Annotated in this window: 20 protein-coding genes; 3 read left to right on the plus strand and 17 right to left on the minus strand. The window is 50.0% G+C overall.

The window, feature by feature from the left end; translation table 11 throughout:
- Positions 1 to 7: 7 nt before the first annotated feature.
- From flgJ to FXF61_RS08415, 11 genes are all read right to left on the minus strand, one after another.
- On the minus strand, positions 8 to 1,204 hold the full coding sequence (flgJ, locus tag FXF61_RS08365) for a flagellar assembly peptidoglycan hydrolase FlgJ (RefSeq protein WP_151184833.1): 1,197 nt from the start codon (positions 1,202 to 1,204) through the stop codon (positions 8 to 10).
- A 10-nt stretch (positions 1,205 to 1,214) separates the two neighbouring features.
- Positions 1,215 to 2,315: a flagellar basal body P-ring protein FlgI gene (locus tag FXF61_RS08370; protein ID WP_151184834.1), complete on the minus strand. Its 1,101-nt coding sequence runs from the start codon at positions 2,313 to 2,315 to the stop codon at positions 1,215 to 1,217.
- A gap of 14 nt (positions 2,316 to 2,329) precedes the next feature.
- Positions 2,330 to 3,049 carry a flagellar basal body L-ring protein FlgH gene (flgH, locus tag FXF61_RS08375; protein WP_151184835.1) on the minus strand — a complete coding sequence of 240 codons (720 nt, stop codon included), beginning with the start codon at positions 3,047 to 3,049 and terminating at the stop codon, positions 2,330 to 2,332.
- Positions 3,050 to 3,071: 22 nt separating this feature from the next.
- Entirely contained in the window at positions 3,072 to 3,857 is a 786-nt protein-coding gene (gene flgG, locus FXF61_RS08380) for a flagellar basal-body rod protein FlgG (RefSeq protein WP_151184836.1), read from the minus strand.
- A 57-nt stretch (positions 3,858 to 3,914) separates the two neighbouring features.
- On the minus strand, positions 3,915 to 4,655 hold the full coding sequence (locus FXF61_RS08385; protein WP_151184837.1) for a flagellar basal body rod protein FlgF: 741 nt from the start codon (positions 4,653 to 4,655) through the stop codon (positions 3,915 to 3,917).
- 715 nt (positions 4,656 to 5,370) lie between these two features.
- The gene (locus FXF61_RS08390; RefSeq protein WP_151184838.1) at positions 5,371 to 5,685 is read right to left on the minus strand and encodes a multidrug efflux SMR transporter; all 315 of its coding nucleotides are present in this window, start codon (positions 5,683 to 5,685) and stop codon (positions 5,371 to 5,373) included.
- Positions 5,682 to 6,119 carry an SMR family transporter gene (locus FXF61_RS08395; protein ID WP_151184839.1) on the minus strand — a complete coding sequence of 146 codons (438 nt, stop codon included), beginning with the start codon at positions 6,117 to 6,119 and terminating at the stop codon, positions 5,682 to 5,684. The genes FXF61_RS08390 and FXF61_RS08395 overlap by 4 nt, the downstream gene beginning before the upstream one ends.
- A gap of 386 nt (positions 6,120 to 6,505) precedes the next feature.
- Positions 6,506 to 10,186: a translocation/assembly module TamB domain-containing protein gene (locus FXF61_RS08400; RefSeq protein ID WP_151184840.1), complete on the minus strand. Its 3,681-nt coding sequence runs from the start codon at positions 10,184 to 10,186 to the stop codon at positions 6,506 to 6,508.
- Positions 10,183 to 11,922, minus strand: a complete 1,740-nt coding sequence (locus tag FXF61_RS08405) for an autotransporter assembly complex family protein (RefSeq protein ID WP_151184841.1) — start codon at positions 11,920 to 11,922, stop codon at positions 10,183 to 10,185. Before FXF61_RS08405 ends, FXF61_RS08400 begins: the two co-directional genes overlap by 4 nt.
- 63 nt (positions 11,923 to 11,985) lie before the next feature.
- Positions 11,986 to 13,542, minus strand: coding sequence for a sensor domain-containing diguanylate cyclase (locus FXF61_RS08410; RefSeq protein WP_151184842.1), 1,557 nt, complete (start codon positions 13,540 to 13,542; stop codon positions 11,986 to 11,988).
- Positions 13,543 to 13,747: 205 nt separating this feature from the next.
- Positions 13,748 to 15,307, minus strand: coding sequence for a sensor domain-containing diguanylate cyclase (locus tag FXF61_RS08415; RefSeq protein ID WP_151184843.1), 1,560 nt, complete (start codon positions 15,305 to 15,307; stop codon positions 13,748 to 13,750).
- Positions 15,308 to 15,477: 170 nt separating this feature from the next.
- On the opposite strand from FXF61_RS08415, the gene xthA reads away from it, so the two are divergent.
- The 3 genes from xthA (at position 15,478) to FXF61_RS08430 (ending at position 18,288) form a co-directional block, all read left to right on the plus strand.
- Positions 15,478 to 16,293 (plus strand): exodeoxyribonuclease III, encoded by an 816-nt coding sequence (gene xthA / locus FXF61_RS08420; protein ID WP_151184844.1) that lies wholly within the window; start codon positions 15,478 to 15,480, stop codon positions 16,291 to 16,293.
- A gap of 137 nt (positions 16,294 to 16,430) precedes the next feature.
- A complete protein-coding gene (locus FXF61_RS08425; protein WP_151184845.1) occupies positions 16,431 to 17,498 on the plus strand; it encodes a phosphotransferase family protein in 1,068 nt (355 codons plus the stop codon).
- 22 nt (positions 17,499 to 17,520) lie between these two features.
- A complete protein-coding gene (locus FXF61_RS08430) occupies positions 17,521 to 18,288 on the plus strand; it encodes an SDR family oxidoreductase (RefSeq protein WP_151184846.1) in 768 nt (255 codons plus the stop codon).
- Positions 18,289 to 18,532: 244 nt separating this feature from the next.
- On the opposite strand, the gene FXF61_RS08435 is transcribed toward FXF61_RS08430, so the two are convergent.
- From FXF61_RS08435 to FXF61_RS08460, 6 genes are read right to left on the minus strand one after another with little or no spacing between them, the layout of a single operon-like run.
- Positions 18,533 to 19,402, minus strand: a complete 870-nt coding sequence (locus FXF61_RS08435; RefSeq protein ID WP_151184847.1) for a F0F1 ATP synthase subunit gamma — start codon at positions 19,400 to 19,402, stop codon at positions 18,533 to 18,535.
- An 8-nt stretch (positions 19,403 to 19,410) separates the two neighbouring features.
- Positions 19,411 to 20,964 (minus strand): F0F1 ATP synthase subunit alpha, encoded by a 1,554-nt coding sequence (locus FXF61_RS08440; protein ID WP_218571790.1) that lies wholly within the window; start codon positions 20,962 to 20,964, stop codon positions 19,411 to 19,413.
- Between the two features lie 10 nt (positions 20,965 to 20,974).
- Positions 20,975 to 21,745, minus strand: coding sequence for a F0F1 ATP synthase subunit delta (locus FXF61_RS08445; protein WP_151184849.1), 771 nt, complete (start codon positions 21,743 to 21,745; stop codon positions 20,975 to 20,977).
- Positions 21,746 to 21,751: 6 nt separating this feature from the next.
- Positions 21,752 to 22,030, minus strand: coding sequence for a F0F1 ATP synthase subunit C (locus FXF61_RS08450; RefSeq protein WP_151184850.1), 279 nt, complete (start codon positions 22,028 to 22,030; stop codon positions 21,752 to 21,754).
- Positions 22,027 to 22,725, minus strand: coding sequence for a F0F1 ATP synthase subunit A (locus tag FXF61_RS08455; RefSeq protein ID WP_151184851.1), 699 nt, complete (start codon positions 22,723 to 22,725; stop codon positions 22,027 to 22,029). Before FXF61_RS08455 ends, FXF61_RS08450 begins: the two co-directional genes overlap by 4 nt.
- The gene (locus FXF61_RS08460; protein WP_151184852.1) at positions 22,726 to 23,040 is read right to left on the minus strand and encodes an ATP synthase subunit I; all 315 of its coding nucleotides are present in this window, start codon (positions 23,038 to 23,040) and stop codon (positions 22,726 to 22,728) included.
- Between the last annotated feature and the right edge of the window lie 40 nt (positions 23,041 to 23,080).

The raw sequence follows: 23,080 nt of genomic DNA on the forward strand, positions 1-23,080 counted from the left end.
ATTCACCTCACGCCCGCACATTGGTACGTGGCAGTTCAACGCTAGCCACCTGCTGATAGGTTTGCATTTTCTGCGCGATTTGAGAGATCTTGCGCGCGTACTGTGGATCTGTTGCATAACCTGCTTGCTGTAATTCAGTCACAAAACGTTCAGGATTAGCGGTGGCTTGCAAGGCTTGGCTGTAGCGACCATTACTTTGCAAGAAGCTCACATAATCGTTGAAGCTTTGTTCAAAAGAATCGTAGCTACGAAAATCTGCTTTCTCTTTAACTTTGACACCTTGCACAAACTCAGTAGTAGTGACATTTGCTGATGCACCACCCCAGCCATGCGCTTTAATGCCAAACAAGTTGTGGCTGCTAGTGCCTGCACCACTACGAATAATTGACTTGCCCCAACCGGTTTCTAAAGCCGCCTGCGCCACTAAGTAACGCGGATCAACACCGAGTTTTTTCGCTGCTTGCTCAGCCATTGGCATCATGGTGGCGACAAACTCTTCTGGCGAAGCAAACTGCTTACGGTTTAAGTCTGCAGCCGTGGCTGTGGCTGCTTGCCCTGCCACTTCTATGGCCGGCTGACGCGGTGCTGGGTAGCTGCGCGCGGCCTGCCAATCTTGCTGTACTTGATTGGATTGCTGAGCCAAGCCTGCGCTTAAGGTTTCTTGTGCAGCGGCTCCAATTCCTGCTAATGAACGCCCTGCCGCGGTCACCGGTAAGGCTAAACGGCGTTGATTGAGTAATGCTGTGTCGTCACGCTGACTATTAAGGGAAACATTATTCACTTTAGGCTGCAGTGCGTTTATTACTGGCGCTGCTGCCGGTTGCTCTGCTGCGGTCAATGGCGCTACAGCTTCTTGAGTAAACGGATTAGCAGTGCTGGGTTTTGGTGCTTGTGACAGCTGGCGGGTCAAGACATCAGCCATACCCATGCCTTTACCTTGCGACAAGGTGATCGACAATTGCTGATCGTACATGTCGCGGTAGGTTTTGCTTTCGTTGGTGTTCATAAAGTTGTCATCAGCCAACACATCACCCGCCGCGCGCATGGCTTTCATCATTTCGCCGAGAAACAATGATTCAAATTCTTGCGCGACTTTACGAATATTGGCTTCACTGTCACGCCCTTCACCGACCTTAAGCTGGTGCAGGCGGTTTAAGTCAGTATAAGCGCCACTATCGGCTACGATGGTGCTGTGCAAGTTCATAACACTATCCTCAAATCACAATCAGATCGGCTTGCAGCGCGCCTGCCTGCTTGAGGGCTTCAAGAATTGCCATCAAGTCAGAGGGGGCTGCACCCACCTGATTTACCGCACGGACAATCTCATCCAGTGTGGTACCTGGGCCAAACTTAAACATCGGCTTGGCTTCTTCTACTGCATTGACTCTAGAGCGTGGCACAACCGCTGTTTGTCCTTCAGAAAAGGCTTCTGGCTGGCTCACTATAGGGTCTTCAGTGATCACCACAGTTAAGCTACCGTGCGTCACCGCTGCGGGCTGTACGCGCACGTTTTGACCAATCACAATGGTGCCGGTGCGTGCATTAATAATCACTTTAGCCACGGCCTGTCCGGCTTCAATCTCTAAGTTTTCAATAACTGATAAATAGCTCACTCGCTGTGTAGGGTCTGCCGGTGCTGCCACTCGGATTGAGCCGGCATCCATGGCTTGTGCAACCTGCGGGCCAAGCATGTCATTTAAGGCATCAACAATGTTTTTCGCCGTGGTGAAGTCAGGGCGGTTTAAATTCAGGGTCAAATACTCGCCTTGGTTAAAACCGCTGGGTACAGCACGCTCAACGGTGGCGCCAGAAGGAATGCGTCCGGCTGACGGAACATTGACAGTAATGCGCGAGCCATCAGCACCACCGGCGTCAAAACCACCGACCACTAAGTTACCTTGGGCAATGGCATAGACGTTGCCATCAATCCCTTTTAAGGGTGTCATCAGCAAGCTGCCGCCGCGTAGGCTTTTTGCGTTACCAATCGACGAGACGGTGATGTCAATGGTTTGACCCGGACGCGCAAACGCTGGCAACTCTGCATGAATGGAGACTGCAGCAACGTTTTTCAGCTGCACGTTGCCACCCGGCGGCACTTTAATACCGAATTGCGCCAACATGTTGTTAAAGGTTTGCACGGTAAACGGCGTTTGTGTGGTTTGGTCACCACTGCCATTAAGACCCACCACCAATCCATAACCAATCAATTGGTTACTGCGCACGCCCTGGATACTGGCGAGGTCTTTCAAGCGCTCTGCTTGCGCCAAGCCACTGATCAGTAGCGTTGCAAGGCAGGCAATCCAATACTTATGCATACTCAGTCCTACCTTTAAAACGGAAATAATGGGCTAAGAAAGAAACGATCCAACCAGCCCGGCTTACTGGCATTAGCAAATGCACCGGTACCCGAATAAGTGATGCGTGCATCAGCAATGCGGGTTGAAGAAACCACGTTATCGGTGCTGATATCATCGGCGCGAACAATGCCAGAAATGCGCACCAGTTCATCACCAGTATTTAATGTCAGCCATTTTTCACCGCGCACTGCCAGTACGCCATTGGGATACACTTCAGCAATGGTCACAGTAATCGAACCCGACAGGCTGTTGCTCTGCCCTGTTTGCCCTGAGCCCTGAGTTGCGCGTTCAGCGCCATAACCGGCCTCTAAACTTAATTTATCATTAGTCATACCCAGCGCACTTAATCCTGACAGTGGGTTTTTGGGTGTAATGGCCATACCAAGGATATTGGGCACGCCGATATCCACATCACTGTTTTTTTGGATTTGTGAGCTGGCATTTTTACTGGCTTGGGTGCGCTCGTTTAAGCTGATGGTAATAATATCGCCAACGCGAAATGCTTTGCGATCAGTAAAGTAGTTGTTGTCAAAATCCGCCTGATAAATAGCACCATTGGTTTGCGTGGCAGGTAATGGGGTACGCGGTAAAACGGGCGCATAATAAGGATCATCAGGCTTAGGTGGCAGCGGCATGCAACCCACCATTACCACCGATGTAACAAGGCTGACCAGAATTAATGAACGTTTCATCACACGACTCCACTTAAGTCTATTAAAGCTGCTGAGTAATAAACGACAGCATTTGATCCGCCGTGGAAATGACTTTTGAGTTCATTTCATAGGCACGCTGCGTGGTGATCATATTGACCAATTCTTCCACCACACTGACGTTTGAGTTTTCTAAGGTGTTTTGCAATACCGTACCCAGACCATTGAGACCTGGCGTGCCGTCTTGCGGCGCACCGCTGGCTGCGGTTTCTAAGAACAAGTTATTACCAATGGCTTCTAAGCCAGCAGGATTCACAAAGTCTGTGATTTGAATATTGCCGACGATTTGTGGCTGTGGGTTACCGGCGGTGGTCACCGTGGCGGTACCGTCTTCACCAACGGTAAAGGTGCGCACTTCTGGCGGCAGCATAATCGCTGGCTCTAAGGCAAAACCATTGGAGGTCACCACTTGGCCGTCAGAGCTCAGATGAAAACTACCGTCACGGGTGTATGAGACGGTGCCATCAGGCATCAAGACTTGGAAAAAACCACGGCCGTTAATCGCCATATCTAGCGGCTGCTCTGTGGTTTGCAGGCTACCAGCGGTGAATATTTTTTGCGTGCCGACAATGCGCACACCGGTACCCAGCTGTAAACCACTGGGTAGCTCGCTGTCTTGACTGGACTGCCCGCCGGGTTGGCGACGAATCTGGTAGAGCAAGTCTTCAAACTCGGCCCGATCACGCTTAAAGCCCGTGGTTGAGACGTTGGCTAAGTTATTCGAAATCGTTGTGAGGTTCATATCCTGTGCGGATAAACCTGTTTTAGCGACCCAAAGTGCTGGAAGCATGTTCGTTCTCCTCGAGCGTCGACTTTATGACGCTGCAATACCTAATTGGCTTTATAACTAACTTAACTGCATAACCCGTGCCACAGCTGAGGAATTATCCTCGGCTGTGCGCATCATCTTCACATGCAGTTCAAATTGGCGTGATAGCGACAGCATCGCTGTCATCTCTTCAACCGCGTTGACGTTACTGGCTTCAGTAAAACCGGAGGTCACGCGCGCATTGGCATCGGCCTCAAACGGCTGACCGTCACGCGCACGCACTAAACCATCAGCACTTTTTATTAATTGCTTAGGATCAGGTATAACCAGCTTTAAGCGATCCACTTCTGCCATGACGCTGGGCGCTTCGCCCAATGCGCGAATACTGATGGTGCCGTCTTGGCCGATTTCGACTTTCTGCTCTGGCGGCACGGCAATCGGTCCGGCATTACCCATTACTGGTAAACCGGCAGCGGTACGTAACATGCCCAGCGCATCAATTTGCAAGCTGCCAGTGCGCACGTAGGCTTCGCTGCCATCTGCAGACTGTACGGCCAGCCAAGCATCGCCAATGGCGGCAACATCGAGGTCGCGCCCTGTTTCTTGTAATGTGCCTGCAGTAAAATCTGTGCCTGGGCGCTCACTCAGCGCATAGGCACGCGCCGGTAGGCCATCTCCGAATACAGGCATGGAACGCGCTTGTTCAAAGTCGCGTTTAAAGCCGCTGGTCGAGACGTTGGCCAAGTTATTGGCATGCGACTGCAAGGCTTTTGTATTGTGGCTTGCGCCGGTCATGGAGATATAGAGCATCTTGTCCATGGTAAATCCTCCGCGATGGGCAATTGACGCCCGTAGCTATGTGTGAGGATTAATGCAAAGACCGTGCCACTATAAAATTATGCGGGGACTATGATTTGATAGCCATGAACACAAAAGCGGCAAGGGCTTGCCGCTTTTGTTGAATTAAACTGTGGTTGTGTATGCCGTTATGATGACTAATACCTGCTACCGAGATATTAAAACCTCCAGAAATAGACGAGCCTTATATCAATCTTAATAACAACGCCTTTGATCAACGAGTGCTTCGGGGTTGGTGTGATGAGCGAGCCAAGGACGGCGAGCGCCGGAGTTGAACCCAGGATGGGTTCATCGACGGAAAAACACCTACCCCGAAGTACGCTATGCCACGCAATTGTTAATGGCCATTACACCTCAAATAAAAAAACCTTCAGGAACAATTTGCGCATGTTGCAGCGTGCAAGTGTTGTTCTTCCCTTAACACGCCCTCCTGGCGTGATGCGGGCGCTACGCCATCCTTGGCTTCGCTCGCCACAACACCCGCACACTGCGATTGATCATTGATGTTGTTTACGATTCTGTAGCACGGCTCTTTTAAAGCAAGAGCATTGATCAGCGCTAGGGTTTGCACGCCCTCTAAAAACTCAAGCCAGCAAAAATTAGAAATATGGAGAGCCAAGGATGGTGCAGGAAAGGGGCTGCGGGCGGACGCCCGCGCCCCAAACAAAAAACAAAATTACAATTGCATCGCCACGATACCAGCAACAATACAAGCCACGCCAATCATACCCTGCTTACCTAAACGCGAGTTAAACAGCAGACGATCCAGCAGCACTGTACCCAGCACACCCATACCACCCCAAATTGAATAGGCAATACCCAGCGGAATATGGCGCACAACAAAACTCAAGAGAACAAAGGCACTAATAATCGCCAACAAACCTGCCAAACCCCAAACGACTTTCTGAAAGCCCTTCGAGCGCTTTACGCAATAACAAGCTAATAAATCCAGCGACACCGAACCGATCAATAACGAGACAGGGACTATCATAGCGTCACCTCGCCTAAGGTACCGATACGCACCGGCTTAACCTGCGGGCGCACAACTCGTACAGGTTTAGCCTTTAGCAACTCAACCACTGCCGCATCATCCGCCTCAGCAGCCTGACCCTTATCAAAGGTTACCAGCAGCAAACCAAACAGCATTAAAGCAATCGCAAACATCTCACCTAGGGTTAAATACTCACCAAAGAGCACCACACCGGCAACGCCAATTAAGAATAAGCCTAAACCTTCCCAAATCGCATAAGAAACAGCCAGTGGAATATGGACCACGGCGCGCGAAAAAGCGTAAAACGACAGCGAAATCATCAGCGCCATCACAATATAACCGGTGATTGGTGAGCTGGTTGCAGCGTATTTCATACCTACAGTGCTTAATACCTCAGCAACCACGGCTAGAGCTAACATAAACCAGTAATACATTTTGAAACCCCTTAGGGATTCTCTGAAAAAGCGCTTAAGCCATTTAAGTGTTTGGCTTATAACAGCAGCTCTTTTAGAGCGTCCTTAATTTCTAGATACAGTTGTCCGTCTAAGCTTTAAATGAGCTTAAGAGACATTTTATAAAGCGAATTAAACTATCGTGCGATGTGAGAAGTAAACCAGCTACAGGCCGCCGCGCCAGCATTTCTCAAAGAGGTGGAGCATCAAGAAGGGGGTGAAACCAGATCTCAGGCTAAACATTAAACCACTTTTGGGTGACTTCGATCTGCATAGTCTACCACAAAGGCCCTACCCGACCTAATTTAAAAGCCTACAAAGCGCGTTTAGCAGCCCTATGAAAGCCGCCAAACCCTTGTTAAGCCTGGCTAGAAGTTACGTTTATAAAACACATCCAACGAGTTGGCTAAACCACTGGCCGCCTCTAAATAGATGCGTTTGGTCAGTTCGTAGCGCAGTGCTAGGGTACTGGCTGGCTCAAATACACCCACACCATAACGCAAACTGATGCGTTCACTGATGCGCCCACTGGCCACCACACTCGAAGTTAAGCCACTGCCCTCACTTTCTAACAAAAAGTCTTGTACACCAATGACTTCTGCCAGCTTATTGGTAATTGGTGCGGTCCCCATCAAGCCTAAAGCAAGAGCGGCTTGCGCCATGACATTGCCATCTTCACCGCCACCTTGCAGCGGTCGACCCAGCAGCAACCACGATAAGGCTTGCTCTTGACTCATGGCTGGATTGGAAAATATCTCGCTGCGTGGTTGCGTCGCAGGTCCTGTTAAACGTAGCCCAGCGGTCACATCACCGGTCACCCGCACTGCTTCAATATCTAAAAATGGCTGGCTTAAAGGCCCAGCAAACAATAAGCGCGCACGACGTAATTGCAGGCGCTGACCATAGGCACGGTAACGGCCATTAAGCAATTCCAGCATGCCGCGACCGGCCAAGTTGTCACCCACTTGTAAGTTGCCGCGTATATCCGCAGTCAAGCCAAAGCCAGAAAAACGCAAGCGCTCTGCGCCCGCATTCAAGGTGATGTCCATTGCCACCTGTAAGCCCGCTTCCGGCTCAGCCTGACCAATCACCCGCGCATCAGACGACACCCGCACCGCCTGTTCAGGCAACTGCGGAATGGTGATTAAGCCTTTTGGTACTGCCACTTCACCACTGACAAACAAGCGCTGCTGTTTGAGACTGATGTGTAAATCGGGGGCAATTTCAATATTGGCATAGGGCTCAGCATGCAGCGGTAGTTGCTCGCCTTTAACATCAATATCAACCAACAACTGCTGTGCCCACTGCACACGGCCTTGAATACTGCCGCTGCCGTTTTCGCCACTGCGCCAGCCGCCACTGAGCTGCAACTGCTCGCCTTTAATGTCAGCACGTAGCTGCAACTGCTCAAAGGGCACCGGCAACTCACCACCACTGAGTTGGGCATCACGTATTTGTACAAACCCCGTAATAGAAGGCGCCAGCAGCGTGCCGGCTAAGGTACCGCGCCCTTCAAGCACACCGTCTATGGTGCTGACTTGGTCGATAAATGGCCGCAATACAGACAAATCCACATTTTCAATCAAGAAATGACCACGCAATTTTTTCTGTTCAGAAAGCGGGTCAATGTCTGCCACCAGCTCTAAATGACCGCTATCGGCACCTGTTAGCTGCAGAACTGACTTAATCGCCTGCTCGGTCAGATCGCTGTTGAGCTTTAATGTTTGCCAAGCAAAGGTTTCCCACTCGTCATTATTCTTAACCCGCAGCTGACCTTTGCCCGCGTCCAATTGCACCTTGCCCAGCGGTCCTTTATCGAGCAATTCAACGTTAAACGCGCCATTGACCTGCCCTGCAATCTGCGCATCAGCCGGCAGCCAAGGCTGCAGCGTCGCTAGCGGGAAGTTCCGCAGCTGGTAATCAATTTTAGTTTGCGGTAATAAACGCTGCTCGCCGGCACAGAGGCTCGACTGTCCATCTTTTAGGCAATGCGCTGCAACGGTCAGCTCACCCGTTTTTCGATAGACAATTGCCGTGGCTTTTTCTAAGGCCCAGTTTTGTTGATGGCTGCTTAACAGCAATTGCTGCAGCTGCCCTAACCAATCACCGTCTTGCATCGCACCACTGAGCTTAAGCTGGGTGTCCAATAACGGCCCCTTCAGTGACAACGAGCCACTGTGCGTCTCCAGTGAACCCTGCCCATCAATATGCAAGACACCAAACTCAGTCTCACCGCTCCAAATGCGTTCAGCATCCAGCGTTATGTGTGCCTGCTGCGCAGCCAGCAACTGGCCCTGCAAAGTTAGTTTGCCGACCCTATTGCCTTGATAGGCAATACCGCGCCCCTCTAGCTGCGCCACACCGAGCGGCTCAGCTAAACTACCTGATACTTTAATCGTACCTTGCGCTTTACCGGCCAAACCCGGCCACAGTTGCACTAAGCGGGGTAAATCAAGCTGCAACTCGGCAGCCAGCGCCTGATCAATCTGCGCCGTGGCCGTTATGCGGTTATCACCAAAACGAATATCAGCTTTATTGAGCTGCCATAATGGCGTTTCTTGCCCATGTTGCGTGCCGTGTAAATCAACATCTAATTGCGTTAAAGAGCCACGCAACGTGCCTTTTAGGTCTGCCGTGGCATCGACTTGCAGCTGACCATCACGCAGAAATCCTTGGCTGTGGATTGCACCGGCCAACTCGCCCGGTAACTCTGCTAACCAGTACGCCGGATTCAGTTTGCTGGCTTGAATATCCGCTAACCACTGCACGCCATCGGCAAAACCGACGTTTGCTGTGCCTTGTAAACGCCCTTGCCCTGCCTCGATCAACAGCTCATGCAACTGCACCTGTTCAAGATCACCGTCAAAGGCGGTGGTTAGGCTAAAGGGACCGGCTGGCCCGCTTAAATCGCCGTCGATCTGTCCTTGATAAGCGCCTGCGTTATAGCTGATCTGACCATTTAAGGTTTTCAGTTGCACTGGAATATCATCCTGCGCCAGCAGGTTATGCCAAGGAAAATGCTGCCATTGCAACTGCGCATCGGCTTGCAAATCATTTTGCCAATCGACAACGCCCTCAAGCGCAACATAGGCTTCTGCGCTGGCACTTAAACGCAACGCTTGCAATTGTGCGCCGCTGGTTTTTAGCAGCGCCGCCACACTGAGCTGCATCTGTTCTGCGGTATTGGGCAGCTGCGCAAGACCGGCAAGGTGATAGCCTTTTTGCATATCGCCCTGTAAATCAATAATCACGTCAGCCAGTTGCAGTGTCTCGGGCAAGTCGGGTGTGACTTGCAACGATGCCAGCTTAATTTCAAGCTGTGCGGGTAAATCAGCATCCAGTGCTTGCACCTGCCCTTTGATATCAGCGGCAAGGTAGCCTTGAGTTTGCGCATTAAGGGTTAAATTTTGCACGCTGCCAGTCAGTTGCGCTTCGATATCCAGCCTCGGCGCATCAGGCATCGGCAGCTGCGCACTGAGCTGTACGTCCAGCGGCCAGCCTGCGCTAGGGGTAATCTTACCTTTGCCTTGCAGCGCATAGTCTTGGTAGCTCAGGGCAATCTCGCCGATATGAATGCCATCATCCAGCCAGCGTGCACGCAAGCCAGCATCACTGAGCAACGATTCGCCATTAAGGATCAATTCACCGAGCTGCACGCGCTTGACTTCAATGCTCAGCGGCAGCTTTAAGTCAGGCAGGGTGATGCTCTGCTCAGGCTCGGTCGGCGTCTCTGCTTCTGGCAGATTCAACTCAAGACGCGTCACCTCTAGGGTGTCTAGGCACAGCGCACTGCGCAACAAACAGCTCGGCCGCAACTGCATATGCACAGTATTTAACTGCACAGACAGATCATCTTGCTGCCAATGCACGCGCTCAGCGCGCCAATCCGTCAGCAGCACACCCTGATAACCCTCAACCGTTAAGCCAGGCACCTGATCAAGTAACCAACGGCTGCCTGTTTGCGTCAGCAGCAGGCTCAACGTCACAGCCAGCAGCATGACAACCAGCAACACGACACTCAACACAATGCGGACACTGATGCGCTTCATAGCTCAGGTCCCATTGAGAAGTGAATGCGCCAGCCTTTGTCTTCGTGCAAGGCATGGGCTAAATCAAGGCGTAAAGGCCCGACCGGCGACACCCAGCGCAGGCCAAAACCGACCCCAGTATTCATCGTATCGGTCAGTGAATTAAAGGCATTACCCTGATCAACAAAGGTCGCCACACGCCAGCGTTCGGCAATGCTGTATTGGTACTCAAGACTACCGGCAAACATATAGCGGCCACCTTCGCGATTACCTTGCGCATCACGCGGTGACAATGTTTGATAATCATAACCACGCACACTTTGATCACCACCAGCAAAAAAGCGCAGCGATGGCGGCACTTTAGAGTAGCTATTGGTGCCAATTGCACCGATTTGTGCACGCCCAAGCAGGCGGTGCTTATCAGCGAAGGTCACTAAGCCACGCGCTAACGCAGTGACATGCAACACATCTGCATCGGCAATAAAATCTTGCTTAGCACCACGCACATCCCACTGCAGGCGATAACCTTGATTGGGGTCTAAAGGCGAATCGCTACGCAACACCGAGTAGCCAATGCCAGGCATTAAAAAGCTGCTGCGGCCATCTTTGGAACCACTGCCAAAATCATAGTCTTCTTGCTCCCAGCGCAGCGATATAACCCTCAGCCATTCGCTGGGCAAACGTGCATGCCACTGCACACCGAGATTGATCAAACGGCTGTCAGCATCGACCAACTCTTCGCGCTGATAGCCGGTAGAGAAACGCACATAATCGGTGAGCGGTGCTGCCAAAGGTATTTGGTACCAAGTGGAAATATTTTGCCGAGGCTTGGATATTTCGCTGTCAAAACCAAGCTTATGCCCGCTTTGATTAACCCGATGCCGCTCCCAGCCTAAACGTCCACGTGGGCCCACATCAGTAGAAAAGCCAAGGCCGAGACTGAGCGTGCGCGGTTTAATCGGTTCTAAAACAACATCCACCGGAATATCTAAAGGGCCCTCGGCAGTGCCCACCGCATCCACCCGAACCTGTTGAAAATAGCCTGTGGACTGCAGGTTTTGACTCAGCCGAGCCACCAGTGCAGAGCTGTAGGGCGTGCCTGGAGTAAACGGCAGTAAGCGCTGCAGCAGCTCTGGATCAATTTTTGCGTGCTCAGAAAAATGCACCTCGCCCAAGCGATAACGTGGACCACTGTCAAATACCAAATTGATATCTGCTGCACCAATTTGCGGATCAATTAATATTTCACTTTGTTTAAATTCTGCGGCAAAAAAACCAAAACGTAGTGCTTGATTCTGCAACATGCTTTTCACGTCGTCATAGGCACTGTGATCAAGACGTGCGCCAACTTCTAAGCGTTTATCATCCGCTACAGTAAATGCCGGCAACTCAGCTGCTTCACCTCTGACCTGAATATTGACTGTGCGCAAACGTACCGGATCACCACGTTCAACCTCAACATGCAAGACTGGCTCGTCCCCTTCGCTAATGCGCACCACAATCTGCGCTTGATAATAACCCAGTGCTTGACTGGCCAAACGAGCTTGCTTCTGCACAGCACGTTTGGCGGCCTGCAAAGTACGTCGATCACCTTCGGCAAGTTCACCAATATAGGCCTCAATATTTTTCTTTAACTCACTACTTTTCGGCGTCACCGTCACCTGCACACGGTCAGCAGCGATCGCTGGCATAGCCAACAGCATCAGTAGCGCGCAGAGCACCAGCCTGCGAACCAAATATAAGGTATTAATAGACATAGCAACTCATTGTGGTCACCTTAGTTACAGCCAACGCAAGCACAGCTTGTTTTAACAGGCGGCTTAACCATTACACACGCGGTTGCGCCCTGCATTTTTTGCAACATACAATGCCTGATCAGCATTTTTCATTGCCTGTGCAATACTGCTTTGTTCAGGCGACCAACTGGACACGCCAAACGAGAGGGTAACCGGCCTTCCAACACACGGGCAGGCATCACTCTCGATTCGAGCCCGTAAGCGCTCAGCCGCTTTATAAGCAATGCCTTGATCCGCTTCTGGCAGTAACAGCACAAACTCTTCACCGCCGACACGGCAGATCACATCATCAGGGCGCGATGATTCTTGCATATGTTTGGCTATAAACTTCAAAATCTTATCGCCCGTATCATGACCAAACTCATCATTGATACGCTTAAAATAATCAATATCAGTCATGATAATAGAAAATGGTTGCTGAGCCTGCTGCCACTCATCCAGCGCGACTTGCATACCGCGGCGATTAAGCAAACCTGTCAGTGGGTCGGTCATATTTTCTAAACTTAACTGTCCAATTTTCCTATTCAGGCCAGCCAAGCCGCGTAACATCGCACGCTTAAGCTGCGTCGCCTCAAAGTACCATACTGAAACACCAGAAATATCTGCTTTAACCTCAGATCTATCTAAATACTCAGCACTGTGTGCAAGTTGCCAAAGCGGTCTAGAAATCCAGCGCGAAACGACCCACACCACCCACATAATCAGCACAAACATTGGAAAACTGTACTTTGCCACAGCCAACATTTGCTGATTCATAGCCATCAGCGTGGCCGCTAAAGAGCGCTGGGTAACCACTCCCCAACCGGAGCTTGGCACTGGCGCATAACCAGCAAGCATTGCAATACCCTTAGAGTTGATTAACTGCTGACTGCCAGTCTGTTGGGCATTGATATTCGCCACCACAGGGTTACTCGACACATTCTCACCGACACGCGAGGAATCCTGATGATAGATTAAATGCGCATGCCGATCAACAACATAAATATAGGATTCATCCGCGTGATAATGCTCGCCTAAAAGTGAATACAAAATGCTTTTTTCATTCAAATAAATCGAGCCACCAACAAAGCCTAAATAGCTGCCTTGCGCATCAAACACAGGGTGAGAAATAAAAATAATAGAACGGCTGGCTTTGGCATTAGAGTTATACGGCTCACTGATTAATGGCTTACGCTCTTTGAGTGCTTGCAGAGAACCCGTACTTTGCAGTTTTTTACCTAATAAATTTTGTGCAGTCTCTGAAACAGAAATTACTTCGCCCTGTGCGTTAACAATCAAAACCGAGTTAAAACTGTCCGTTTGTTTTATCAATCGCTCAACAATATGATCTAAATTCTCAACTTTATGATCACTCAAAATGACATCTTGCGCAGCAAAGGCCAATTGCTGCTGCGCTGCCACTAAAAAATCCTCAATATTACTCGCCAATTTAGAGGCATAGGCCTGATTGGTTTCCAGGGTTTGCTCAATCAACAAAGTACGCTGAGTTTTATAGCTGGTATAAAACGTATTGCCTAATATCAGCAGCGCAGTGGATACCGTTAATAACAAAATCAGTTGTCGTAGCGTTAACTTGCGCATGCAGTGCCGGTATCCGTGATTATTTTGTAGCGATCAAAAGGTTTCAAAAACGTAATAAAGCCATGCAATTGCAGCGACAAGGCTTTGCCTCTGTCGCTTATACGTCGTGTTTATCCGCACATACTTTACCGCCAACCTATATGCATTACCATGAAACACTGGCTTTGCAGCTGCAACACTTCAGCTGCAAGTATTATCAGCATGTTTATTGGTTGTGATGAACTTGATTACGTCCAGCTTCTTTTGCTGCATACAATGCTTGGTCAGCATTTTTCATCACCTCTGCAACCGTCGCTCCAGCGCAAGGCCAGCTGGCAACCCCAAACGACATAGTGACCGTCTGACCAGTGCTTGGACATAGTTCACTGGCAACACGCTGACGCAAGCGTTCTGCTGCTTTAAGGGCAACACTGGCATCGGTTTTTGGCAGCAAGAGGATAAACTCCTCACCGCCAGAACGGCACACCAAGTCATCTGGTCGTGAGGATTCTTGCATGTGCTTAGCAAGAGTGATCAGAACCTCATCACCCGCATCGTGACCAAACTCATCATTGATACGCTTAAAGTGATCAATATCACCCATGATAATAGAGAACGGTTGCCCAGCCACTTCCCACTCATCCAACATCGCTTGCATGCCACGGCGATTGAGCAGGCCAGTCAGTGGGTCGGTAATGTTTTCTAAACTCAACTGTCCTATTTTTCTATTCAGGCCAGCCAAGCCACGTAACATCGCACGTTTCAGTTGTGCTGCCTCAAAGTACCACGCTGAAACAGCAGAAATATTTGCTTTAACATCGGGTCGATCTAAATATCCAGCACTCTGCGCAAGTTGCCAAAGCGGTTTAGAAATCCAGCGTGACACCACCCACACCACCCACAAAACCAAGACAAAGAATGGAAAACTATACTTTGCAACAGCCAACATCTGCTGGTTCATGCTCAACAAGGTCGCATCTAAAGAACGCTGGGTAACCACACCCCAACCCGCACTTGGCACATGCGCGTAGCCAGCGAGCATTTCAACGCCCAGTGTGTTGGCCAACTGTTGACTTCCTGCCTGACCCGCAATCACTTTAACCACCACCGGGTTGTCATCGACTAACTCGCCAACTCGGTATGCGTCCTGATGATAAATTAAACGAGCCTCCTGACTTACTGCATAAACAACCGAGCGATCAGTTTGATAATGCTCGCCTAAAAGCGTTTGCAAAACACTTTCGTCATTCAAATAAATAGACCCGCCGACAAAACCTAAATAGTTGCCTTGCGCGTCAAACACAGGCTGAGAAATAAAAACAATTAAGCGGTTGATTTTAGCAACAGAGTTAAAGGGTTGGCTGATGAGCGGCTTGCGCTCTTTAAGTGCTTGCAAAGAGCCTGTACTGCGCAATTTTTCACCCAATAAAGCGCGCATGGTCTCTGATGCAGCGGTAACGGTTCCTTTCGAGTCAACAATCAATACTGAGTTAAAATTATTCGACTGCTTTATTAATCGCTCAACAATATGTTCTAGCGCCTGCGGACTATGATCAGTCAAGAGGATATCTTGCGCAGCAAACGCCAGCTGCTGCTGCACTGCCACTAAAAAATCCTCAATTTTGCCTGCTAATTTAGCGGCATAGGCTTGATTGGTTTCAAGGGTTTGCTCAATCAATAGAGTCCGCTGAGTTTTATAACTGGTATAAAATGTATTGCCTAGTATCAGCAGTGCCGTGGATACCGTTAATAGCAAAATCAGTTGTCGTAAATTTAATCTCCGCATGCAGCGTCAGCGCCTATCTTTTTCTGTGACGATCAATAAAAGTATCAATAACGCAATAAAAGCAATGCGGCACAAGCCAAACAATCGCAGAGGCTGCATCATTTAGCTATCCTTGGCTAAACAGAGTACTTATTTTTCACGCATTTTACCGTCAACCTATAAGGTTTACCATGAGACTTATTTCTTTCAATATAAATGGCCTACGCGCCCGCCCACACCAGCTAGCCGAACTTATTACCACGCATCAACCTGATGTGATCGGCTTACAAGAAACTAAAGTGGCTGATGAGCAGTTTCCAGAGCAAATGATCCGAGACTTGGGCTATGAGGTGCACTATCACGGACAAAAAGGCCATTACGGCGTGGCGTTGCTATCGCGCTTACCCGCCTTAGAGATTCATAAGGGCTTCCCTGGCGATGAAGACGATGCTCAGCGCCGTTTTATTTGGGGCGTGTTTGCCGACAGCAATGGCACACCTATTACGGTTATGAATGGTTATTTTCCGCAGGGTGAAAACATGAGTCATCCGACCAAGTTTCCTGCCAAAGAAAAATTCTATGCAGATTTACAGCAGTTATTACAAAGCCGTTTTAGCCCAGAGGATGCCTTAGTGGTAATGGGCGACTTTAATATTGCACCCAGAGATTCTGATATTGGCATTGGTGAGCACAATGCCAAGCGCTGGTTGCGCACCGGTAAATGCTGTTTTTTACCGCAAGAACGCCAATGGATGCAAACACTTAAAGGTTGGGGGCTGGAAGACAGCTTTCGCGTTCTGCATCCACAGGTTGATGATCAATTTAGCTGGTTTGATTACCGCAGTCGCGGCTTTGAAGATCAGCCCAAGCGTGGCCTGCGTATCGACTTAATTATGACCAGCCCTGCCCTTAGGCCGCGTTTGCTTAATGCAGGAATTGATTATGAATTGCGTGCGATGGAGAAACCTTCAGACCATGCACCGATCTGGCTCGAATTAAAAGCGTAACTGGATTTATACGTTAAACCGATAATGCATCAACATTTAAACTTATAACACTAGCATAGCGCTTGAGGATCGATCCGCTGGCCATTAGATTATGCCAGGTACCTCTACCCAATCATTTATAAACATAAGGGCTAGATATGTCACTGGCTGATCAAACCATTCAAGCGCGTGAAGGGGAAGAACTGGACGCCGCGGTGATTGCGCGTTACCTCAAGCCGCACTTAGCGCACCTAACTGGCGAGCCTACGATTCGCCAGTTTCCGGGTGGCGCTTCTAATCTGAACTATTTATTGTCGTACCCTGAGCAAGACTTAGTCTTACGTCGTCCACCACTGGGTAAAAAAGCCAAATCGGCGCACGACATGGGCCGTGAGTTTTTAATTCTTAACCGTCTCAACCAAGGCTTTCCATACTGTCCCAAAGCCTATGTGCATTGCACCGACATGTCAGTGATTGGCGATGAGTTTTATGTGATGCAGCGCGTTGAAGGCCTTATTTTGCGCTCTGACATCCCTGCTGAACTGAACTTCACTGCAGATAAAACTCAAGCGCTGTGTGAAAGCTTTATCGATAAGCTGGTGGATTTACACCAAGTCGACTATCAGGCCTGCGGCTTGGCCGAGCTGGGTAAACCAGATGGCTATGTTGAGCGACAAATTAAAGGCTGGAGTGATCGCTATGAAAAAGCCCTGACCCCAGACGCACCGCTATGGACTGAAGTAAAAGCCTGGCTCAATGCAAAGATGCCAGCTGACCACCCCAAGCCTGCGATTATCCACAACGATTACCGTTTTGATAATGTGATTCTTGATCCTGATAACCCCATGCAGATTATTGGCGTGCTGGATTGGGAAATGGCCACCATTGGCGACCCACTGATGGACTTAGGCAACAGCCTTGCTTACTGGATTGAAGCAGGCGACCCGCCGCCCGTACAAATGATGCGCCGCCAGCCCAGCAACGCACCGGGCATGCTCACTCGCCAAGAAATCGTTGACTATTACGCGAAAAAAGCTGGTATTGAGATCACCAATTTTGATTTTTATTACACCTACGGCATCTTTCGCTTGGCCGGAATCGTGCAGCAGATTTACTACCGTTTTTATCACGGGCAAACCAAAGACAAACGCTTTGCACCCTTTGTCCAACTCAATGCTTTGTTAGAACAGATGGCGCTTAACGTCATAAAAAAATCAACGCTGTAACGCCATCTCTAAGGGGAATCGTATGTCTAAAACCAATTTGTTTGATCTAGACGGTAAAATTGCTTTTGTTTCCGGCGCCAGCCGTGGTATTGGTGCCGCCATTGCACAGTTGCTCGCCCAACAAGGCGCGCATGTGATTGTTTCCAGCCGCCGCATTGAGAGCTGTGAAGCCGTGGTGGAAAAGATTACTGCAGCCGGTGGTAAAGCCACGGCGATGGCCTGCCATATTGGTGAAATGGAGCAAATCAGCGCAGTTTTTGCGCAGATCCGCGAGCAATTTGGCCGCCTTGATATTTTGGTCAATAATGCTGCAGCCAACCCGTATTTCGGCAATATTTTAGATACAGACTTAGGCGCGTTCCAAAAAACCGTCGATGTGAATATTCGTGGTTACTTCTTTATGTCGGTAGAAGCTGGCAAGTTGATGCGCGAACACGGCGGCGGTAGCATTATCAATGTCGCCTCGGTTAACGGTATGACACCGGCTCTAATGCAAGGTATTTACTCAATCACCAAAGCTGCTGTAATCAGCATGACCAAAGCGTTCGCCAAAGATTGCGCCAGCTTTGGCATTCGTTGTAATGCGCTGTTACCCGGCTTAACCGATACCAAGTTTGCCTCAGCGCTGACCTCTAACGAGGCTATCTTGAAACACGCGCTGCAAATCATTCCCCTTAAGCGCGTTGCCGACCCCAGCGAAATGGCTGGTGCAGTGCTGTATCTGGCCAGCGACGCCTCCAGCTACACCACGGGCACGACCCTGACTGTGGATGGTGGGATGCTAGCCTAAACCCACCCGCAGCATGGATGACGAATTGATAGCTTGAACCCCCTGCGCGGGCACAAGTGCCCGCCCTACAAACCGTACAATTTCTCGATAAACGGTAGGGTGGGCATTTATGCCCACGGCTTCTAATCGCGGGCCCACGATTGCGCTATCAAACCCTGCACAGATCCGACTGCAAACCGCATTGCGCGGGCACAAGTGCCCGCCCACAACCTGTTCACAAGCGCTCGCCGACAATTCTGCAGGCCTAGGCCAGGTGGCCGATGACGATATCCATCAACTCATTGGTAATCTCATCTTGGCGCACGTTGCTCAGCTCTTGCTTGACCACATCCAACTGCTCATCCACCGACTCCTCGGCCTGTTGCATCAAGGCTAAGCGCGTGGCGTTTTCCGTGACCATCGCTTCGGCAGAGGCGCGAAATACACTGGCAAACACATGATTGCGCACCAACGAAGACAGTAAAGCCCCACCGGCCATGCTGTAATCTGGTAATGCGCGTGACTGCCAGCGCTGCGCAGGCTGCAACAGGCTGTCATCTAACGGCAATAAAGCACGTGTAACAGTTTCCTGATAGCCGTGTTCGGCACGCTGAGTAAACACCAAAGTCACCGCCAAATTAGCCAACGGCTCCCCTCGTCCCAAGCCATCAATACGTGTGACGATATCACCCGCTAACCGCCCGACACCATCCACCGAAGCGGGCGGCATCAATACTACATCCGGCGTTAAATCCTGCTCCAGCAAAGCATTGCCCATGCGCGAACCAATACACAGAATGTGCTGCTGCGCTATAGGATGAGCCGCGCTGTAATCAGTCACGGCATTGGCTAGCAGCTCATTGTAGTTGCCGCATAAGCCGTGATCAGAGCCAAACACCACCAATAAACGCTTATTAGGCTGAATATTTTGTGAGAGCACACTCACACCGCCAGTACGATAAACAAACGCAGCTAACCCATGTAAAACCGTGTGGTGATAAGCCTCAATTGACTCAGCAGCTTGCTCATAGGGCGAGGCGTTAATTGCCGATAGCGTTTTCATAGTACGCACAATGCCTCTGATGCTGGTCAGAGTGTCATTTTTGCGTGACAGATGCTCTAGGGTTTGTGCCATTTATACCCTCACTTGCCTGCAGCCGCCGCGAGCGGAGCAAAACTGCTTAAAGCAGCCTGCGCACATTCAACAATCAACGCTTGGTCTTCATCTGTTAACGCTTTATCCTCAGCAATGCGCTGCTCAATCACGGCTAAATGTTGCTGTGCAGCATCACGTACTAAACGCATGGCAGCACTCACATCATGCTCTTTGAGCTGATCAAACAAACCTTCCATGGCCGCAACCAACACCGCCAGCTGCTCAAGTGCTGGCATCGGGTCTCGCTCGGCTTGGCGCAACGCGGTACGCACTGCTGAGCCGCGCGCCAGCCGCGCACGAGTCACATCATCGAGTCGCGTACCGAAACGGGCAAAGTCTTCTAGCTCTTCAAACTGTGAGAGTGTCACGCGCAAGTTACCGGAAACGCCACGCAAGGTGCGATTCTGTGCTGTGCTGCCCACACGCGAAACTGACAAACCTAAATCCACTGCCGGAAACTGGTTTCTACGCACCAACTGCGGTGATAAATAAATTTGTCCATCGGTAATCGAAATCAAGTTGGTTGGAATATAAGCCGAGAGGTTCCCAGCTTGGGTTTCCACCACTGGCAAAGTAGTAATTGAGCCGCCACCAATTTCAGGGCCAAACTGACCTGCTCGCTCTAAAAGACGCGCATGCACATAGAAAACATCGCCTGGAAAAGCCTCACGGCCCGGCGGGCGACGTAATAATAATGACAGTTCACGGTAAGAGCGTGCATGGTGGGTCATGTCATCAAAGATGATCAGTACATCCTGCCCTTGTGCTGAAAAATACTCTGCCATAGTCATCGCAGCATAAGGGGCAATATAGGACAGCCCTGGCGCTTCTTCATCACCGGCACTGATGACAATACTGCGCTGTAACATTTCTCCCTCATTAAGCGCACGGATCACCCGTGCCACGGCATCACCGCGCTGGCCAATGGCGCAATAAATACAGACCACATCAGAACGCGCCTGATTAAGCATGGTATCAATGGCAATCGAAGTTTTACCGGTTTGCCGGTCACCAATGATCAACTCGCGCTGGCCTAAGCCCACCGGGATCGCCGCATCAATGGCCTTAATTCCCGTCGCTAAAGGTCTAAAAACTTGGGTGCGATTAAGGATACTCGGCGCTTCGGCTTCAATCGGATGTTCGGCCACCGCATCAATCGGCCCTAAAGTATCGCGCGGACGCCCCATGGCATCAACCACACGCCCCAATAACGCTGAACCCACCGGCACACTGACCACCTTTCGTGTGCGGTAGACTGTCTCGCCAAGGCGTATGTGCTCGGATGGCCCCAGCAAAATAACACCTAAACGCCCTGGCTCTAAGTCAAGCACAATACCCTGGATGCCGCTGGCAAACACCACCAACTCATCAGCTAAAGCGCGTGCCAAACCCGAAACAATCGCCACACCATCAGCCACCTCAGTCACAGTGCCGGTTTCAATTAACAAGGGTGCAGGCGTTGGGCTATTAACGAGACTATCGATCCAAGCCGAAAAATCATGTTCCGGTTGCTGCTCAATCACATCATCCAACTCGCTCACATGACTCTCCTTAGCGGCCATCACTGGTTAAGCGCACAGCAGCAGCGCTGGATGCATGCTGGGTTAACAGCTGCGCCAGCTCATCCATATAGCTGTCCGTGGTCCAGGCAACCTGAGCACCGCCCACTTGCATAATTAAGCCAGGCGACTGTTGCTCATCTGTGGCAAAACTCAAGTTCACCTCAGGCAACCACTGCTGCACTTCTTTCTCCAGCAATGTTTGCGTGGCGGCTGGCAATGCATTACGGGTGGTCACTTGCGCCTGTTGACTGCCCGCTGCAGCCTGTACCAATTCAGCGGCAATCGGCTGTAATTGCTTACCTAGATGGCGCACAATCGCATCTTCAAGGCGCTCGTCAGCCAGATCATGCAGTGCTTTGCGCGTCAGTTTTAACAGCGCATCAGTGCCAGTTTCTTGTAAGCGTTTATTAAATGCTTGGCGTTCATTATCAAGGTGTTTACGCCAGTCTTGATGCTCTTCTTGCAACTTGCTGCGCGCATCAGCCAGTAAGCCATCACGCTTTTCTTCAGTTGCTTGCATGGCCTTTTCCAGCAAGGCATCTTGCTCCGAGACCAGTTGCGCGCGTTGTTTAATGTACTGGCTTTCTGCAGCCTTCGCTTCTTGCTGCGCTTTTTCAGCATCAGCAATACGTTTGCTGATTTCTGCTTCACGCGCATCGATACCATCTAAAATCGGACGGTACAGAAAACGCTTGAGCAGCCATAGCAACACTAAAAAGTTGGCAATTTGCGCCAGTACTGTTACCCAATCAATCGACATAAAGCATTAAGCTCCTGCTGCTGCTTGCATGGCATCCCAAAACGGATTGGCAAAAATAAGAATCATCGCCACCACAAAGCAATAAATTGCGGTTGATTCAATCATCGCCAAGCTGACAAATAGCGTACGCGATAACGTTGGCGCAGCATCTGGCTGTTGCGCAATCGCTGCAATCGCTGCTGCAGCGGCACGCCCTTCACCTAAAGCCGGACCAAGCGAACCAATGGCAATGGTTAGACCTGCAGTAAAAATAGAAATAGCTGCAATAAGTGCGAGTTCAGTCATGGTTGTTTATCCTTTTCAGAAGTGTTTGAGGGAGGATCTGCCATCGCAGATGAAATATACACAGTGGCCAAAATTGCAAAAATATAGGCTTGGATAAAACCGGTTAACAAACCCAGCATATCCATGACCACAGGGAAAAAGAACGGCGCGATACTCAACAAAATCGCGGCAATCACCGCGCCACTCATCACGTTGCCATACAGACGAATCGATAAGGACACGCCGCGCGAAAACTCACCAATAATATTAAACGGCAACATAATCATTGATGGTTCAATAAAGGTGCGCAGGTAATTACGCACACCGCCATTGGCGATACCAAAAAGAGGAATCGCCACCAGCACAGACAAGGTTAGTGCCACCGTAGTCGACAACGATGAAGTCGGTGGTGCAAAGCCTGGAATCACCGTCAGTATGTTAGACAGTGCAATAAATAGAAAAAGCGTACCGGAAAAGTACAAGACATGGCGCGCGCCTGTGCGTGTGACTTCTTCAATTTGCGCTTGAATAGTGGTAACAATTAATTCAAGAGCACTGCCTAAACGCCCCGGTGCCTTGTCAGCACTCAGGTTGCGCGTGACCCAGACAGAGACACCGACCAGCAACGCCATCACAATCCAAGTATTGAAAATGGTAGCATTCACGGCCCAACTACCAATGTTGAAGACAATTGTTTGATCAGGTGTGAGCTGCATTTAGGTACCCTCCTGTTTTGTATTAACCACTTTTTGCTGCAGTTGCGCACGCATCACTGCCACTATTCTGACTAGCAAAAATGCCAACATATAACCAGCCAGCGACCACAACGTATCGGTTAAATTAACAATAGCGAAACCCACCGCTAACAACACGGCAAGGCGAATAAAGAAGCTCAACATCAACAAAAAACCTGGGCTCTGTGATGCTAAAGCCAAACGCATGCCGAAATTGAGCCCCAAAAAAAATACAACAGCCATCGGTAAACCCACGGCAAAACCAAGTAATGTTGCGTTTGTGTCTATATCCAGCACTGTTACTCTCCTTTTTTACTCAATTGAGTACGCTTACAGT

Origin of the sequence: Pseudomonas sp. C27(2019) (assembly GCF_008807395.1) — a bacterium.
In the GTDB taxonomy this organism is placed as follows: domain Bacteria; phylum Pseudomonadota; class Gammaproteobacteria; order Pseudomonadales; family Pseudomonadaceae; genus Denitrificimonas.

Excerpts from the sequence above, each read along its gene's own strand:
- flgJ (WP_151184833.1), bottom strand. The coding sequence starts at position 1,204 with ATGAACTTGCACAGCACCATCGTAGCCGATAGTGGCGCTTATACTGAC.
- FXF61_RS08370 (WP_151184834.1), bottom strand. The coding sequence starts at position 2,315 with ATGCATAAGTATTGGATTGCCTGCCTTGCAACGCTACTGATCAGTGGC.
- flgH (WP_151184835.1), bottom strand. The coding sequence starts at position 3,049 with ATGAAACGTTCATTAATTCTGGTCAGCCTTGTTACATCGGTGGTAATG.
- flgG (WP_151184836.1), bottom strand. The coding sequence starts at position 3,857 with ATGCTTCCAGCACTTTGGGTCGCTAAAACAGGTTTATCCGCACAGGAT.
- FXF61_RS08385 (WP_151184837.1), bottom strand. The coding sequence starts at position 4,655 with ATGGACAAGATGCTCTATATCTCCATGACCGGCGCAAGCCACAATACA.
- FXF61_RS08390 (WP_151184838.1), bottom strand. The coding sequence starts at position 5,685 with ATGATAGTCCCTGTCTCGTTATTGATCGGTTCGGTGTCGCTGGATTTA.
- FXF61_RS08395 (WP_151184839.1), bottom strand. The coding sequence starts at position 6,119 with ATGTATTACTGGTTTATGTTAGCTCTAGCCGTGGTTGCTGAGGTATTA.
- FXF61_RS08400 (WP_151184840.1), bottom strand. The coding sequence starts at position 10,186 with ATGAAGCGCATCAGTGTCCGCATTGTGTTGAGTGTCGTGTTGCTGGTT.
- FXF61_RS08405 (WP_151184841.1), bottom strand. The coding sequence starts at position 11,922 with ATGTCTATTAATACCTTATATTTGGTTCGCAGGCTGGTGCTCTGCGCG.
- FXF61_RS08410 (WP_151184842.1), bottom strand. The coding sequence starts at position 13,542 with ATGCGCAAGTTAACGCTACGACAACTGATTTTGTTATTAACGGTATCC.
- FXF61_RS08415 (WP_151184843.1), bottom strand. The coding sequence starts at position 15,307 with ATGCGGAGATTAAATTTACGACAACTGATTTTGCTATTAACGGTATCC.
- xthA (WP_151184844.1), top strand. The coding sequence starts at position 15,478 with ATGAGACTTATTTCTTTCAATATAAATGGCCTACGCGCCCGCCCACAC.
- FXF61_RS08425 (WP_151184845.1), top strand. The coding sequence starts at position 16,431 with ATGTCACTGGCTGATCAAACCATTCAAGCGCGTGAAGGGGAAGAACTG.
- FXF61_RS08430 (WP_151184846.1), top strand. The coding sequence starts at position 17,521 with ATGTCTAAAACCAATTTGTTTGATCTAGACGGTAAAATTGCTTTTGTT.
- FXF61_RS08435 (WP_151184847.1), bottom strand. The coding sequence starts at position 19,402 with ATGGCACAAACCCTAGAGCATCTGTCACGCAAAAATGACACTCTGACC.
- FXF61_RS08445 (WP_151184849.1), bottom strand. The coding sequence starts at position 21,745 with ATGTCGATTGATTGGGTAACAGTACTGGCGCAAATTGCCAACTTTTTA.
- FXF61_RS08450 (WP_151184850.1), bottom strand. The coding sequence starts at position 22,030 with ATGACTGAACTCGCACTTATTGCAGCTATTTCTATTTTTACTGCAGGT.
- FXF61_RS08455 (WP_151184851.1), bottom strand. The coding sequence starts at position 22,725 with ATGCAGCTCACACCTGATCAAACAATTGTCTTCAACATTGGTAGTTGG.